The 16272-nt window shown below is 64.9% G+C and carries 12 protein-coding genes; 10 read left to right on the top strand and 2 right to left on the bottom strand.

Translation table 11 applies throughout. The features are described from left to right. Nucleotides 1-6: 6 nt before the first annotated feature. The 9 genes from KQI11_RS03950 (at nucleotide 7) to KQI11_RS03910 (ending at nucleotide 13075) form a co-directional block, all read left to right on the top strand. The gene (locus tag KQI11_RS03950; RefSeq protein WP_216401165.1) at nucleotides 7-3732 is read left to right on the top strand and encodes a leucine-rich repeat protein; all 3726 of its coding nucleotides are present in this window, start codon (nucleotides 7-9) and stop codon (nucleotides 3730-3732) included. Nucleotides 3733-3784: 52 nt separating this feature from the next. Next, on the top strand, nucleotides 3785-4156 hold the full coding sequence (locus tag KQI11_RS03945) for a YkvA family protein (protein ID WP_216401164.1): 372 nt from the start codon (nucleotides 3785-3787) through the stop codon (nucleotides 4154-4156). Nucleotides 4157-4208: 52 nt separating this feature from the next. After that, nucleotides 4209-4679 (top strand): LURP-one-related/scramblase family protein, encoded by a 471-nt coding sequence (locus KQI11_RS03940; RefSeq protein ID WP_216401163.1) that lies wholly within the window; start codon nucleotides 4209-4211, stop codon nucleotides 4677-4679. A gap of 50 nt (nucleotides 4680-4729) precedes the next feature. Then, on the top strand, nucleotides 4730-5821 hold the full coding sequence (locus KQI11_RS03935; RefSeq protein ID WP_216401162.1) for a hypothetical protein: 1092 nt from the start codon (nucleotides 4730-4732) through the stop codon (nucleotides 5819-5821). Between the two features lie 163 nt (nucleotides 5822-5984). Continuing rightward, nucleotides 5985-6839: an aminoglycoside 6-adenylyltransferase gene (locus KQI11_RS03930; protein WP_216401161.1), complete on the top strand. Its 855-nt coding sequence runs from the start codon at nucleotides 5985-5987 to the stop codon at nucleotides 6837-6839. A gap of 58 nt (nucleotides 6840-6897) precedes the next feature. After that, nucleotides 6898-9987: an EAL domain-containing protein gene (locus KQI11_RS03925; protein WP_286172525.1), complete on the top strand. Its 3090-nt coding sequence runs from the start codon at nucleotides 6898-6900 to the stop codon at nucleotides 9985-9987. A 23-nt stretch (nucleotides 9988-10010) separates the two neighbouring features. Then, nucleotides 10011-11447, top strand: a complete 1437-nt coding sequence (locus KQI11_RS03920; protein WP_286172524.1) for an esterase/lipase family protein — start codon at nucleotides 10011-10013, stop codon at nucleotides 11445-11447. 126 nt (nucleotides 11448-11573) lie between these two features. Next, nucleotides 11574-12140 (top strand): DUF3783 domain-containing protein, encoded by a 567-nt coding sequence (locus tag KQI11_RS03915; protein ID WP_216401160.1) that lies wholly within the window; start codon nucleotides 11574-11576, stop codon nucleotides 12138-12140. Beyond that, nucleotides 12137-13075, top strand: coding sequence for a phosphotransferase family protein (locus KQI11_RS03910; RefSeq protein WP_216401159.1), 939 nt, complete (start codon nucleotides 12137-12139; stop codon nucleotides 13073-13075). The genes KQI11_RS03915 and KQI11_RS03910 overlap by 4 nt, the downstream gene beginning before the upstream one ends. 958 nt (nucleotides 13076-14033) lie before the next feature. On the opposite strand, the gene KQI11_RS03905 is transcribed toward KQI11_RS03910, so the two are convergent. Both KQI11_RS03905 and KQI11_RS03900 read right to left on the bottom strand, forming a co-directional pair. Next, complete coding sequence (locus tag KQI11_RS03905; protein ID WP_216401158.1) at nucleotides 14034-14600, bottom strand: chromate transporter; 567 nt, start codon at nucleotides 14598-14600, stop codon at nucleotides 14034-14036. Next, nucleotides 14597-15169: a chromate transporter gene (locus KQI11_RS03900; RefSeq protein ID WP_216401157.1), complete on the bottom strand. Its 573-nt coding sequence runs from the start codon at nucleotides 15167-15169 to the stop codon at nucleotides 14597-14599. The genes KQI11_RS03905 and KQI11_RS03900 overlap by 4 nt, the downstream gene beginning before the upstream one ends. A gap of 111 nt (nucleotides 15170-15280) precedes the next feature. On the opposite strand from KQI11_RS03900, the gene KQI11_RS03895 reads away from it, so the two are divergent. Then, nucleotides 15281-16174, top strand: coding sequence for a LysR family transcriptional regulator (locus KQI11_RS03895; RefSeq protein WP_286172523.1), 894 nt, complete (start codon nucleotides 15281-15283; stop codon nucleotides 16172-16174). Nucleotides 16175-16272 lie beyond the last annotated feature (98 nt).

Genomic DNA, 16272 nt, shown 5'->3' with positions numbered 1-16272 from the left:
GCCGCTTTGCCGCGCGCCGCCGACCCCATCGAGGAGGCGACCCTGGAAGTCGACGGCCTCACCTTCACCTTTACCCTGTACCCCGACACCGGCGAGGCGACCCTGACGGATGTGTCCGAACCGGCCGCAGAGGGGACAGCCGTCGCGGTGCCCGACACGGTGCCTTACGGCGGCGCCTCCTACCGGGTGACCGATGTCTTCTGGGCGAAAAACCCGGTGTTTAATTCCAGCTCCCGCCGCAACAATGTGGGGAGCGTCGTTCTGCCGGACACAATGACGACGGTCAACCAGCAGTCGTTCCGAAAATTCCCCAATGTGACGGCCGTCACCATTCCCGGCTCCATCGCCGTCTTCGACGGCAGCTTTCAGTCCTGCGCCAAGCTGGAGGCGCTCACCTTTCAAGAGGGGGTGGAAGAGATCGCCTCCAACCTCATGGTGAGCGGCTGTACCGGCCTGACGCAGATCTCTCTGCCCAGCACGCTGAAGCTCCTCTCCCGGCCGGGGACCTTCTCAAGGGCCACGGCGCTGACGAGCATCGCCCTGCCGGACGGATTGAAACTGGGCGAGGGCTCGACCTTTTCGGGCTGCACCTCTCTGAAAGAGGTGCGCCTCCCCGCCTCCGTCGACACCATCCCCTCCAACACCTTCAGCGACTGCACAAAGTTGACAGCTGTCACGGCAGAGGGGGCCATCACCTCCATCGGTTCAAGCGCCTTTTACGACTGCGCCGCCCTCACCGCCATCCCGAGTTTGTCTGCGGTGACCTCTATCGACAGCTATGCCTTTAGCGGGTGCGATCAACTCGCCCAGGCGGTCGACCTGTCCCAGGTGAGCGCGCTGGGCAGCTACGCTTTTTACGAGTGCTACAACCTCACCTGCGCGCTCGATTTGTCAAAGCTGACCGCCATCCCCGACAAGGCGTTTAGCTACAGCGGCATCTCCTCGGTCAAATTGAGCGACCAGCTGACCTCTATCGGCGTCTGGGCTTTTTTGTACACCGACCTCACAGAGATAGACCTCCCCAGCTCCCTCGCCTCCATCGGCAGCTATGCGTTTTGGAAATGCTCCTCCCTGGAAACCGTCGTCCTGCCCGACTCGGTGACCTCGCTGGGAGAAAATGCCTTTCAGGGGTGCACCGCCCTGCGCACAGCGTATATCGGCAGCGGCGTGGAGACGGTCCCCTCTTCGGTTTTTGCCGACGACACCAGTTTGCAGACGGTCACCTTTAACGCCAGCGCCGACGATGTGACCGTGACCGCCGGGGCCATCCCCGACGGGGTGGAGGTGATCTACCTGGTCAAGTCCATCGGCGACGTGGGCGAGACCATCCGCGACGGGGCCGACGCGCCGACGCTGCAGCAGGCCATCGACGGCGCCCCCGCCGGGGAAGAGACCACTCTCCTCATCCAAAAGGACATCAAGCTCGACCAGGCGGTGACGGTGCCCGCAGGCAAAAAGATCCGCCTGCGCGCCGAGGGAGAAAACGGCTACACCATTACCGCCAACCAGGCCAATGCCCTGACCGACCTCATCGCCGTGGAGAGCGGCGCCACCCTGACCCTGTCGGGCAAACTCAAACTAAGCGGCCACTATCTGACAAGCGCCTACGGCCGCGGTACCATCGTCGACAGGGGCGCGCTGGTCGTGGAGGAGGGCGTCACCATCTCCGACTACAACATCAGCTCGTTCAACTCCGGCGCTGTTTTGGTCACAGGCGAGGGCGCAACCTTTGAAATGAACGGCGGTTTGATCGCCAAGAACAGGATCGTCGACGCGCAGATCGCGGGCGCCGTCCTGCTCCTCGACCGCGCCGAATTTGTCATGAATGGCGGCCGGATCGCGGCCAACCAGTGCTCCGGCGGCAACGCATTTCTGACCTCCTCCGGCGTGATGGTCACCGTCGGCTGCACCTTCTCCCTGCAGGGCGGGGAGATCAGCGAAAACACCGGTTACCGCGGAAGCGCCGTCTTCGCCTATTCCGACAGCGCCGCTTCCAGGGCGACTTTCCGGATGACGGGCGGCACCATCAGCGACAACAAGACCGCCGCCTACGGCCAGCTGACCTCCTCCGGCGCGGTGTTCATCCAAGACGCGGCCGACTTTTCAATGGAGGGCGGCGCCATCAGCGACAACACCGGCGGCAATGGGGCCGGCGTCTGCGTGGTGGACTCGGGGGTGCAATCCCACACCGCCCAGTACAAGACCTCCTTTGTCATGGACGGGGGCGTCATCTCCGGCAACCGGGCGGTCAACGGGATCAACGCCTCCGGCGGCGGCATCTATTCGTTCAGCAACTTCGTCGTCCTGAACGCGGGCATCATCAGCGGCAACTCGGCCGTACAGGGCGGCGGGATGTACAGCGAGGGCAACACCTCCAGCTACAGCACCATGGCCCTGAACAACGCCGTCATCACCGAGAACACCGCCACCTCCCTCGGCGGCGGCATGTGGTTTTGCCAAACCGGCGAAGCGGTGGTCAATGTCAAAAACGGCGGGGCGATATACGCCAACACAGCCGGCGGGGCGGGAGATGATTTTGTCATCGCCACTGTGAACGGCTCCACCGACCAGCACAATGCGACCCTCTCCAAGCGGCTGCTCGGCGGCGGCGCCGTCTCTTGGTACCGGGATGGCGGCGTCTACGTCCCCTCCCCCACGGCGATCACCTCGGTCAGCGCCTCTGTGCCCCGCTATGACCCGGAGAGCGGCGACAGCGAGCCCCTGGCAGTGGAAAACTCCAGCGAAAATCTGGCGCTGAAAGCCGTCGTCACCCCCGGCGCGTCGGCACTCGCAAACCGCAGCGCAAAGCTGTTCATCGTCGGCAACAAGGCGACGCGCGGCGGCGGGATCGGGGCCAACGGCGGCGTCGTGGTGGGCGAATACGACCCCTCATACCTCAAGACCATCACCGTGAAAAAAGTGTGGTCCCCCGCCTCCGCCATATCGTCAGACAGGGTGAAGATCCAGGTGCTGGCAAACGGGTATGCCCTGGATTCGGTGACCCTCACCGCGCAAAACGACTGGACGGGGGTGCTCGCGCACGTCCCCGCCGACCTGACCGACATCGCGGTAAAGGAAGAGGCCGTTTCCGGCTTCCAGATGAGCTACACCGTCGAGCGGGGCCAAGACGGGAACTGGCTGATCGTCGTGACCAACGCCCAAACGCCCTCAGGCGGCGAGACCCTGCTGCCGGCCAGCTACGCCGTCGCCGTGGAAAAACTCCTCGACGGCGCCCCGGCCGAGGACGGCGCCTTTCAGTTCGCGCTGAAAGACGCGTCGGGAAACACCCTTCAAGTAAAGGGCAACGCCGGGAAAGACGTGCTCTTTGCCCCCCTCTCCTTTGACCGCGCGGGTGTCTATACCTACTCTGTCGAAGAGATCGGGGGCGACGCCGACGCCGTCGAATACGACGCGTCTGTGTACACCCTCACCCTCACCATCGGCGAGGGGCAAGGGAGGTATATTGTCTCCTCTGCGGTGTGGTCCCTGGACGGCCGCCCCCTCTCGGAGACGCCGGTCTTCAAAAACTGCACCAAGAAGGGTGCGGACGGCGAAACCGCAGCGCCCGACTCCCCCGACGCCCCCTCTGCGCCGGCCGCGCCGTCTGAAACGGGCGACAGCAGCCGCGCCGGACTGTGGCTCCCCCTGCTCGCCCTCTCGGCCACAGGGCTGGCGGCCGCCGGCATCCGGTCCAAAAAGGCTCAGCGCGGCGGCAGGCGATACCGCCGGTGAGGGGCCCTTTGCGGCCGGGGAAACTCCGTCCAAAAATTGGGGGGAAAATTAGATGAACGCCATCAAAGCGCGGGCCAAGCAGCTAAAGGCCGACATTCCGGCCGTCTTTATCGCCCTTAAAGACAGGGAGACCCCCTTTCTCGCCAGGGCGCTCGCCGCCCTGACGGTGGGCTATGCCCTGTCGCCCATCGACCTCATTCCGGACTTCATCCCGGTGCTCGGGTATCTGGACGACCTCCTCCTGCTGCCGGCCCTGGTGGCCCTGACGGTCCGCTGCATCCCGGCCGACGTCTGGGCGCGGAGCAGGGAGCGGTCGGCAGAGGTCTGGCGGGACGGAAAGCCCAAAAGGTGGTGCTGCGCCCTCCCCGTCCTCCTGTTCTGGCTCCTCATCGCCTGGCTCGTCGTCAAGGCGGTGTGGCGCTAGGACCTTTTCCCGCCGAACCCCGCCCCGCCAAGTGGGCAGAGAGGAGACTTTTATGAAACTTCTGTTCCGACAGCGCTTTTTCTCCTGGTTTGACAGCTACGACATCTGCGACGAGTGGGGCGCCCCCCTCTTCACCGCAAAGGGGCAGCTCTCCTGGGGGCACCGGCTGGAAATTTACGACACCCAAGACCGGTATCTGGGGCAGGTCAAGGAGGAGGTGCTCACCTTTCTCCCCCGCTTCGCCCTCTATCTGGGAGAGCACTGCATCGGCCAAATCAAGCGGGAGTTCACCCTCTTTCGCCCCTCCTACACCCTCAACTGCAATGGCTGGCGGGTGGAGGGGGACTGGCTGGGCTGGAACTACCAGGTGCTGGACGCCGCCGGGCGGGAGATCGCCCGGGTCTACAAAGAGCCGCTGCACTGGACCGACACCTATGTCATCGAGGTGGCCGAGCAGGGGAACGCGCTGCTGGCCCTGATGATCGTGCTGGCCATCGACGCGGCCAACTGCTCAAACGGGTGATGCCGCCCGGCATTTCCAAAACACTTCTTTTCAAAGGAGGGCCCTTCGCCATGTCTCTCAAAAAAACCGCGTCCCTGCTGTGCGCCGCCCTGCTCCTCTTTGCGGCCACCGGCTGCCAGAAGCGGGAGGGGGCCGTAAAGGATCCCGTCGCCTCGATCGATTTTCAGCGCCCTGCCGCCCTCCTTCTAGAACTGGACAACAGCAAACCGGTCAAGCTGACCGCCAAGTGCCCCGGCAGTGTCAGCCTCTCGCCGGAGGACTTTCAGTGGGTCTCCACCAACCCGGATGTGTTGGCGGTGGCGATGGACGACACCTTTGTAAATCTCGTCAAAGGGGTGGCCACCCCCAAGGAGCCGGGCCTGGCGGAAGTCTACTGCCAGAGCGCCGACGGGAAAGTGCAGAGCCAGCCCCAGCTCTTCAAGGTAGTGCAGAGCAAACAGGAGGTGGCCGCCGACGAGGACAGCTGTACCGTCACCGCCCTGCAGTTTGCCGACTCCGAGGCCAGGTGGTTTTCCAGCGACACGGCAGGCCGCTCCGCCTCTGTCACCCTCCAATACGAGGCGGCCTTCCGCGAGGACTACCCCTACATCCAGCTGGAGAGTTCCCACCCCGAAGTCGCCGCCGCCTCTCTCCCCCAAAAACCCGTCCCCCTTCTCTCCGGCACGGGATACCGCCTCTCGGTCGAGCTGCAGATCCTGCAGGACGGCGAGACCGAGATCACCGCCCGCACCCCCGGCGGCGAGGTCGTGAGCATCCCCCTGAAAATCGTGGTGGGCAACAGCTATAACCCCGCCTCCATTGCGAAGAGCGACCTCAACACCTATCTGTTGAGCCACGTCCACTACCCCTCCAAGGGGGAATACGTGGTCAAGGGCGCTCGCCCCTCCTACATTCGCAAAGACCACCTCGTCCTGCGCTATCGCTATGTCGGCCAGGGGAGTTCCGTCACCTTCACCGACTTTGCCGCCGGCGAAGACGGCCGGGTGCTGGCCGACGGCTATATCAGCACCTTCAACGAGTCGGGCCAGGCGGCGCGCTGCGTCTTCTCCCTGGAGGTGCAGTACAGCGAGGACTGGAAGGACTATGACATCCTCAAGGAGGAGTACAGCGACCCCGACCTCGTCACCGGCGTCGGCGGCTGAGCGCCCCCGCCCTCTCTGAAGTTCAAATCCCCTCTCCCCCGGCGACAATGTCCACAAAATGCCCCCAAAACAGCTGTTCTTTTTGGTTCAGCTGTTTTTTTGTTCCCCGTTTTCCTGTATAATGGATTTATCTATCTGGTCAAGACAAAGGAGGACTCCCGCCATGCGCACCGAACAGGAGATGTACCGTCTCATCCTCGATACCGCCCAAAGCGACCCGCGCGTCCGCCTAGTGGCCCTCAACGGCTCCCGCGCCAACCCGCAGGCCCCCCGCGACGCCTTTCAGGACTTCGACGTGGTCTACTTCGTCACCGACATGGCCCCCTTCCTGGCCGACCCCAGCTGGATCGACGTATTCGGCGAGCGGGTCATCCTGCAGACCCCGGAGGACGGCGTCCTCTTCCCCCCTTCCCTCGGGGGCGCCTACACCTACTTGATGCTCTTTGCCGACGGCAACCGCATCGACCTGATGCTGCGCACCCTGGACATGCTGGAGGACTATCTCCAAGAGGACACCCAGACCGTCATCCTGCTGGACAAAGACGGCCGCTGCCCTCCCCTGCCCCCGCCGAGCGACCGCTGCCACTGGGTCGTGCGCCCCAGCCAGGCGGAGTTCTGGGCCTGCTGCAACGAGTTCTGGTGGCTCTCCCCCTACGTGCTCAAGGGCATCTGCCGGGGGGAGATCCTCTACGCCGCCGAACACCTGCACGCCCTGCAGGGCGAACTGGTGCGGATGCTCGGCTGGCAGGTGGGCTGTCAGACCGGCTTTTCAGTGAGTGTCGGCAAGTGCGGCAAGTACCTGGAACAATACCTTCCCCCCGAGACCTGGCAGGCCCTGTTGGCGACCTGCCGCTGTGACAGCTACCCCGCCTGCCGCCGGTCCCTCTTTGATTTGGGCCGCCTCTTCTCCCAGGCCGCAAGGGCGGTGGCCGCCGCCCTCGGCTACCTCTACCGGGAAGAGGAGGAGCGGCGGGTCACCGCGTACCTGAACCGCCTCCTGGACAGACCTGCCGGGTGACCCGTTCCCGGCCGGCCGCCATCCGAGCACCTCAAACAAGAAGTGGGAGCGTGTGATCATGCAACAGTGCAATCGGGGGCAGGGCCCCCTCTACCAGCTATACGAGGGGTTTTTGGCCCTGCGCCCCCTCTTTTCAAGCGATTCCAGCCCCCGACAGCGGGTGTGCTGCCTGGCTGAATTTGTGGGGCACTCTGTCCCGGTCTGCCGGGTGGCCTTTCTGCGGCTCGACAGCGCCCAAAAGCCCGCGGAGGCGGCCTTCTGGGGTGAGTCGCAGGAGCGGTGGGAGCGGTTTTATCCCCTCTTTCTCGAGCGCTATCTCCCCCCGCTGATCGACGCCTTTACCCGCGGGCAGCCGCCGGAGGACAGCGCGGTGGAGGAAATGGTGCGGGACATCCTCGGCGACCAGACGCCCCCCTACTCCCCCACCCTACTCCCCATCGAGCGGGAGGGCGCCCTCCTGGGCTTTCTCTACCTCGGCAAGGCGCGGGAAAAGGGCCCCTGGACCGAGGGGGAACGGGCTGCCCTCGGATCGCTGGCCGACATCCTCTCCCTCTTCTTTGCCCAACAGGGGCGGATGGACGACATCCGCCTGCAATCTTTCATCTTCGGCGCTCTGATGGACAGTTTGGAGGCCAACATCTACATCACCGACCCCCAGACCGACCGCATCCTCTACATGAACCGCACCATGAAAGAGGCGTTCTCCCTGAAAGAGCCGGAGGGGATGATCTGTTGGCAGGTGCTCCAATCCGACCAGGAGGGCCGCTGCAAGTTCTGCCCGGTGCAGCTGTTGCTGCAAGACCCCTCGGACAATCCCTCCTGCGTCTGGGAAGAGCACAACAGCCGCACCGGCCGCACCTACCAAAATTACGACAGCCTGGTGCAGTGGGTCGACGGCTCCCGGGTACACCTGCAGCAGTCGATGGACATCACCGAGCGCAAGGCCCTCTTCCAGGCCGCCTCCATCGACGAATTGACGGGGGTGCGCAACCGCCGCTCGGGCAAAAAGGCGCTGGTGCAGTCCATCTGGGCGGCGCAGCGGGCCGCCCTTCCCCTGGTGGTGGGCTTTTACGACGTCAACTCCCTCAAACAGATCAACGACCGGTACGGCCACCTGGAGGGCGACCGCGCCCTGCAGCTGACCGCCCAGGCCGTCACCTCCCAGCTGGACAGCGCCGACTACGCCTTTCGCCTCAGCGGGGACGAATTCTGCCTGGTGTTCTGGAACAGCGACGAGGCCGCCGCCCGGGCCAAGATCGAGGCGGCCAAGGACGCGCTGTCCGCCCTGGCGGAGGAGAACGGCCTCCCCTACCAGCCCGATTTCTGCTACGGGCTGGTGCAGGTGCCGCTGGACGAGGGGCTGGGGGCGGACGAACTCCTGTCCCGCGCCGACGAGCAGATGTACCGGCAGAAGCGGCTGCTGCACATCCAGCGGGCGGAGGAGCGGGCCGCCGTCGGCGAGACCGACGAGTCTGTCGAGGCCTTCACCTACGACAAGGACCGCCTCTACGACGCCCTGGTGCAGAGCACCGACGACTACGTCTACGTCTGCAACATGAAGACCGGCACCTTCCGCTACCCCCCGGCCATGGTGGAGGAGTTCGACCTCCCCTGCGAGGTGGTGAAGAATGCCGCCGCCGTCTGGGGCAGCCGCATCCACCCCCACGACAAACAGGCCTTTTTGGAGTCCAACCAGGAGATCGAGGACGGCCGCACCAGCTGCCACAACATCGAATACCGGGCCAAAAACCGCCGCGGCGAGTGGGTGTGGATGCGCTGCCGCGGCCACGTGGAGCGGGACGAGCAGGGGGAACCCGTCCTCTTTGCCGGCACCATCGCCAACCTGGGGCGCAAAAACAAGATCGACCACGTGACCGGGCTGCTCAACAAGTTTGTCTTTGAGGAGGACGTCAACCACTTTTTGCAGGAGCGCCCGGACCAGAGCTTGAGCGTGATGGTCCTCGGCCTCGACGAGTTCAAGCGGGTCAACGACCTCTACGACCGGGTCTTTGGGGACGAGGTGCTGCGGATCACCTCCCAAAAGATCCAGACCTTTCTCCCCTCCAACGCCACTGTCTACCGGCTGGACGGCGACGAGTTCGGGGTGATTTTCAGCGGGGGCGGCCGCGCGGGGCCGGAGCAGTTTTACGGCGCCCTGCGAGACATCTTCTCCCGCCAGCAGGAGTTCTCCGGCCGCAGGTACTACTGCACCCTCTCGGCCGGCTCCGCCTTCTACCCGGACGACGCGAACAACTACCTGGACCTCTTCAAGTACGCCTCCTATTCCCTGGAACACGCCAAGGCGCGGGGGAAAAACCAGCTGGTCCCCTTCTCCCCCTCCATCCTCCTCTCCAAAGAGCGCAGCCTCGACTTGATCGAGCACCTGCGCACCAGCGTCGAGCGGGACTTTGAGGGCTTCTCCCTGGCCTTTCAGCCCCAGGTGGACGCCCGCACCGGCGCCCTTTGCGGGGCCGAGGCGCTGGCCCGCTGGCAGTGCGCCGACTACGGCCCCGTCGGCCCCAGCGAGTTCATCCCCCTCCTGGAGGAGAGCGGGCTCATCCACCCGGTGGGCCGCTGGATCTTTGCCAGCGCCGTCCGCACCTGTGCCCAGTGGGTCGACCGCTTCCCCGACTTCTCCCTCAGCATCAACCTCTCCTACCTGCAGCTGTCCCAGCCGGACTTTCTCCCCTTTCTCCGCCAGACCCTGCTGGACATGGGGGTGGACCCCGCCCACATCGTCTTGGAGCTGACCGAGACCTACATCGCCTCCAGCGCGGACGCCATGTCCCAGACCTTTGAGGAGATCCGGAAGACGGGTATCCGCCTGGCCATGGACGACTTCGGGACCGGCTACTCCTCCCTCAACATCCTCAAGCGGGCGCCGGCGGACATCGTCAAAATCGACCAGGACTTTGTCAAGGGGATCCAAAACAGCCGCTTCGACGCCACCTTCATCCGCTTCATCGTCGCCCTCTGCCACGACGTGGGCATCCACGTCTGCCTGGAGGGGGTCGAGACCCAGGAGGAGTACCAGATCGTCCGCCCCATGGGGCTGGACACCATCCAGGGCTTTTACTTCGCCCGCCCCATGGCCCAGCAGGACTTTGAGCGCTGGGCCGCACTCGGCCGGCAGCAGCCCGACAACTGACCGCGCGAAAGGAGGTTTCCCCCTTGTCCCCTCTCTCGCTGTCCCTGTCGGCGCTGGCCGCCGCCCTCGCCCTGGCGATTTTGGACGGGTGCGGGCGCATCGACCTCTGCCGGCGCTGGGTGCTGGCCCTCGCCCTGCCGGCGCTGCCGCACCTGCCGCTGCTCCTCTTCCTCCTCTGGGGGTGGGCCGCTCCGCCCCTGACCAAAGGGTCCTCCCTGGCCGCCCTCCTTCTCCTCTGGCTCTACGGGGCCGTCCGCCTCAGCGCCTTCCCCACCCGCGCGCGCCGCGACGGGGAGACCGCCCGGCTGCGGGTCCTCTGGGACGGGCGGTTTCTCACCATGGCGGGCATCTACGCCCTGCTGGCGCAGATCCCCATCTGGTTTTTCTACCCCTGGCTGGCCCGGCGGTTTTCCCTCCCCTGGCCGCTGGTGACAGCGGACATCGCCGTCTCCCTCCTCCTGGCCGCGGCGCTCTGCGCAAACGGGGTGCTGCGGGTCCTCTGCACCTCCAAATGGCTCAACCTGGTGCGCCGGGTGGTGGTCATCCTGCTCCTCCCCCTGCCGGTGATCGGCCTCTTCGCGGCCTGGTACCTCTGCCGGCAGGCCCGGTTTGAGTACGACCACGGCTGTCTCATGGAGGGGGTGCGCCGGGTGCGGGCCGAGTCCGACCTCTGCGCCACCCGCTACCCCATCCTCCTTCTGCACGGGGTGGGCTTTCGCGACCTGCGCCACTTCTGCTACTGGGGGCGCATCCCCAAGGAGCTCACCCGGCTGGGGGCCCGCCTCTACTACGGCAACCAGGAGGCCTGGGGGACGGTGGAGCAAAACGCTGCCGACATCCGCCGGCGGGTGCTCTCCATCCTGGCCGAGACCGGCAGCGAAAAGGTCAACATCATCGCCCACTCCAAGGGCGGACTGGACGCCCGCTACATGATCAGCTGCCTGGGGATGGGGGCGCAGGTGGCCTCCCTGACCACCGTCTCCACCCCCCACCGGGGCTCCCAGGTCATCGACCGGCTGGTGAGGATGCCCGACGGCCTCTACCGCGCCCTGGCGCGGGCAGTCGACCGGGTGTTCGCCAGACTGGGCGACACACACCCCGACTTCTACACCGCCAGCCGGGAGTTCACCACCGCCTACGCCGCCCACCTGGCCCAAATCGCCCCCGACTGCCCCGGCGTCTACTACCAGAGCTGCGCCTCGGTGATGAAGGGGGCCCTCAGCGACATGGTCCTCGCCTTTCCCTACTGCGTGGTCAAGGCGGCGGAGGGGCCCAACGACGGGCTGGTGTCGGTCCCCTCGGCGGTCTGGGGCAACTTTTTGGGGGTCTTTCGCGCCGCCGGCTACCGGGGCATCTCCCACGGGGACGTCATCGACCTGCGGCGGGACGACTACCGCGGCTTCGACGTGCGGGAAGAGTACGTCAAACTGGTGGCCCGCCTGCGGGAGATGGGCTTTTGAAATTTTATGTAGAGAGGGCGGGTCCTTTTGGAAAGGGCCTGCCCTTTCTTTTCCCCGGCGCTTTTGATTTTGCCGGTTTTGGTGTATACTCATAGCGAAGAACACAATGATTTGGGAGGAACTGCCATGAAAGCGAGGATGATCCCTCAGGAGATCGCTCTCCTCTACCATTTGGGAAAGGGCACGCCCCGGGGCCGCCGGGTGCAGGAGGTACTTGGCGACCTGGGCATCCCCTGCCGGGAGCTGGGGCCGGACGACCTCTGCCAGACCATCGGCTGGTGTGCCGGGCTGGCGGGATACCAGCCCACAGAGCCGCCCGCCCAGCCCCCCGCCCCGGTGCGGGAGGAGGCCATCCTGCTGGGGGGCCTGACCAAGGACCGGCTCGACCACCTGCTGGCCCAGCTGAAGGAGAGCGAACTGACCATCGAGCTCAAGGCGGTCATCACCCCCTACAACCGGGAGTGGACCCTCTCCAAGCTCTTTTCTGAGCTGCAGGAGGAGCACCGCTTCTTTCTGCGGATCCAGCGCCTCACCCAGCTGACCGAACAGGCCGAGGCCCGGGCCGACGGGGACGCCGAACTGCGCGCCGCTGCCCTGGAGGGCCGCCGGATCTTGGAGGCCGACAAGGCCCCCGAACCCCTGACCCTGCAAAACGCCATCGAGGGGCTGGAAGCGGCCCTCTCCCGGCTGTGACCCATCCCGAGGGACTGGCCCGGCGCCTCTGCCGAGAGGAGCTGGGCCGGTCCCTTCTCGCCGTCGAGGAGATCTGCGGCCTGGGCAGCGTCAACCGGGTCTTTGCGCTGCGCCTCGCCGGGGGCGAAAAGCTGCTCCTGCGGCTGCGGCCGGGGGCTCTCCAAGAGTATCAAAAGGAAGTCTGGTACCTGCGCGCCGCCGAGGCGGCGGGCCTACCGGTCCCCCGCCCCCTCCTCTGCGGGGCGGAAGAGGACACCGCCTACCTGGTGGAACAGTTTGTGGAGGGGCGGCCCGGCACCGCCCTCTCGGGGGAGGAGGCCCTCTCCCTCTGGCGGGAACTGGGGCGCTTCGCCCGGGCGCTGCACCAAATCCCGGTGCAGGGCTTTGGGCTGGAGTGGGCGGGGGACAACCGCTTTTGCGACTCCTTCTCCCCCACCCTGGAGCGGCAGATCGCCTACAACCTCTCCTGCCTGACCGAGGGCGACCCGGTGCTCGCGCTGGGCGGCTATCCCCGCTCGGCACAGGGGCCGATCCGCCGGCTGTGGGCAGGGCTGGATCCCCGCCGCATCCCCCTGGGGCTCTGCCACGGGGACCTGTCGCCCCGCAACCTCCTCTGTGGGCCAGGCGGCACCACCCTGGTGGACTTCGGCTGCGCCGCGGTCCACGCCTGCCCCGACTACGAGGTCTCCTCCCTGGAGGGCCATTCGGGCGACCAGTGGCAGGCCTTTTTGCAGGGCTACGGCTGGAGCGAAGCCCGCTGGGCGGACCACCGCCCCCGCTACGCGGCCCTTCTCCTGCTGCGGCGGATGGACACCCTGCGCTGGTATCTGGGCACCCTCCCCCCGGGGGAGATCGACCGCCAAGACCCCCGGCTGCAAGACCACCTGTCGCAGCTGCGGGCGGCCCTCGAGACAGCCGCCCCCTATCTGGACTGACCTTCTCTGGCCACGATTTTTCGGGCCAGAGGCGAGGACCGCGCCCCGCTCACATCAAAGGCGCGCGAGCAAGACTATCAATGAAATGACGGTATACACCGGCCCGAAAAGGGCGTCACACAAGCCCGGCCCCGTGAGGGCGTCGGACTCGATTTGCCGCTTCCCCCCGCCGCAGACATAAAAAGCAATGGCCATCGGTGATTCAAGACATCCGCTCGCGTCATCCCTCTCCAGAGAGCGCCTTCCTTTTCCCGCCCTCGGCCTCCCTTGCAGAAAACCTCGCTCCAAGCATTTTACCCCCCAGCAGAACCAGGCGATAACAGAAAGCCCCATGCCAAAGCAATTTGTCCCCTAGCAGGACCATAGAACAGCAGAACTCCCCCTTCCAAAGCAACCTGTTCCCCGACAGAACTAAGGAACAGCAGAAAGCCCTATGCCAAAGCAATTTCTCCCTCAGCAGAACTTGAAGGCGGCCCCTCCCTGCCAAAGCAACTTGCCCTCCGGCAAAAGCAGGGAGCAGCAGAAGCTCCCCGCCAAAACAGCTCGTCCTCCCGGCAGAACTAAGGAACAGCAGAAAGCCCATGCCAAAGCAATTTCTCCCTCAGCAGAACCGGGGGCAGCTGCCCCCTACCAAAGCAATACGTTCCCCGACAAAAGCAGGGGACAGCAGAAAATCCCATGCCAAAGCAACGCGTCCCCCTCGGCAAAACCAGTGGCCCTCAAAAAGCCCCAAACCAAAGCCGCCTGTCCCCCACCAAAACCAGGGTGCGGCCGCTAAAGCGATAAAGAGGAACGGCCTGTCGCCCCAGAGCGGCAGGCCGTTCCTCTCCTCATCCGGGTGGGGCCTTTCCCTCCGCCCCTGCCCAAAGACGGCAGGCAGGCGCCCCCCCCTTTTCGCGCCCCGCTGAAAATGCCGGTCAAAACCGCCCCGCCTGTCCCCCTTGCGGCGGCCGCCCCGTCACGAGTAGAGCAGCAGCCCGGCCACCCCGCTCGCCAGCATGACGAGCATGGGGTTTGGCTTCCACCTTCGCAAAACCAGAAGGGCGATCGAAAAGATGGCCAGGGCCGTCCCGTTCAAGAGGGAGAAGGCGTCGGAAATGGGCACCGACTGCGCCCCCCAAAGCGCCGTCAGGACGATCGTCGCCGCCGCCGAAACGATCAGCCCTAAAGAGGCCGACTTCAGCCCGTTCAACACCTCAAACACGTAGATCGAACTCTGGTGCCTTTGAAAAAAGCGGTGCAGCAGCAGGCAGATGACGATGCCGCAGAGGACGCAGCCGACCGTCGCCGCAACGGCCCCGGCGATCCCCCCCACCTGCAGCCCGACAAAGGTCGAGGTGTTGACGGCCAGGGGCCCCGGCGTCATCTGGGAAATGGTGATGATGTCGGTGAACATTTTGGAGCTGATCCAGCCGGAATTCGCCACCACCTGCTCGCGGATCAGGGGGATGATCGCATACCCGCCCCCGATGCTGAACAGGCCGATTTTGAGAAAGGTCCAAAACAGCCGCAAAATCGCGCTCACTGCACTCCCCTCCTCTTCCAGACAGCCCGCGCAATGCAGAGGAGGCAGCAGGCAAGCAGTATGTAGACAGCGCCGATTTGAAAGACAAAGTTTGCCAGAAAGGCGACTGGGATCATGGCGGTCAAAAAGGCGGACTTCTCCTTCACGATCATGGCGCACATGTCCACGATCAGGTCCACCATCAGCGCCGCCACCCCCGCCTCCATCCCCTTCAGCACGGCGGCCACCACCGCGTTGGCGATAAAAACCCTGTAAAAGGCGGACACGACCCCAAGGATGAGGAGCGGGGGGAGGATGGCCGCAACACAACTGACCAGCACGCCCCCCAAACCGGCCACCTGGTAGCCCGCCAGCGCCGAGAGGTTGATGGCGATCGCCCCGGGCGAGGACTGGGCAATGGCGGCCATGCTCATCAGCTCCTCCTCTGTAAAACACCGCTTTTTCTGCACAAAATACCGGCGCACCATCGGCACGACGATGTAGCCCCCTCCAAATGTAAAGGCGCTGATGAACAGATTGACGCCAAACAGCCAGGCGTAGGTCCTTGTCCTTTGCTTCAAAAAAATCATCCTTTCTCGCGACGCGCAGCACACGAGAACTATAGCACTTGTTTTGCAATCTGTAAAATGATATAATTTTGTGCATTCAATCGTTTTTACTCATGTGTAGGGAGGGAGATCATGAACCTTCGCCACCTGGAAATCGTCGAGGCAGTCGCAGAGACCGGCTCCTTTACGGGGGCCGCCAAAAAGCTGTTCATCACCCAGTCGGCCGTTTCGCACGCCGTGGCGGAGTTGGAGGCGCAGGCGGGAACGGCCCTTTTTGACCGCCTGCCCAAAGGGGTGTCCATCACCCCCTGCGGCCGCTCTCTCTTAGAGGAATCGCGGGGCATCCTGATCGCCTGCCGGAATCTGGACAGGCGAATGGCCCATCTGGAGGAGGATACCCCCCTCCACCTCGTCTCCAGCATCACCATCGCCACCTCTCTGCTCCCCGCCATCCTGGAGCGGTTTTGCGGGACATACCCCCAACTAAAGGTCTCCGCCAGGGTGGTGAGCGCGGACGCCGTCATCGATGTTTTGCGCCATGGGGATGCCGACATCGCCTTCTGGGAAGGCCCGGCCCCCAGAGAGGGGTTTTCCATCATCCCCCTGGGCTCCTACCGGCTGAAAGCCGCCTGTTCCCCCCGTCTCTCCCTCCCCCGACAGCCCCTCTCCCTGCCGCAGCTCTGCCGGTACCCGCTGCTCCTGCGGGAGCGGGGAAGCGCCATCCGCGACACCTTTGACCGCCTCCTGGCGGCGGAAAGCCTCGCGGCAGAGCCCACCTGGGAGAGCGTCAACTCCCTCGCCCTGGTGAAGGCGGCGGAGGCGGGGCTCGGCGTCGCGGTCCTCCCGGAAAACCTCCTCTCGGAACCGGTGTCGGCCGGGCGGCTCCAAGAAATCGAGTTGCGCGCCGCGGCGATGGAAAACCAGATGTTTGCCATGTTTCACCAAAACCAGTACCTCACCAAACCCCTCCAACTCCTGCTGGACACCGTCCAAAATTGCCTCGCCCTCGACTCGCCGGGCCTGTAAAGGCTCTCCCCTTCTCTCCCATTATCCTTCCCCTCACCTTTACCCCTTCTCCCGCCGCTTGCCTCTTGCCCCGCCTCCGACCCGCACGCAAAACAGCA

Origin of the sequence: Acetanaerobacterium sp. MSJ-12 (assembly GCF_018917875.1) — a bacterium.
GTDB lineage: Bacteria > Bacillota > Clostridia > Oscillospirales > Ruminococcaceae > Bittarella > Bittarella massiliensis.
Note: the sequence above shows the minus strand (reverse complement) of the source record. Positions and strands in the feature narration are given on the sequence as shown.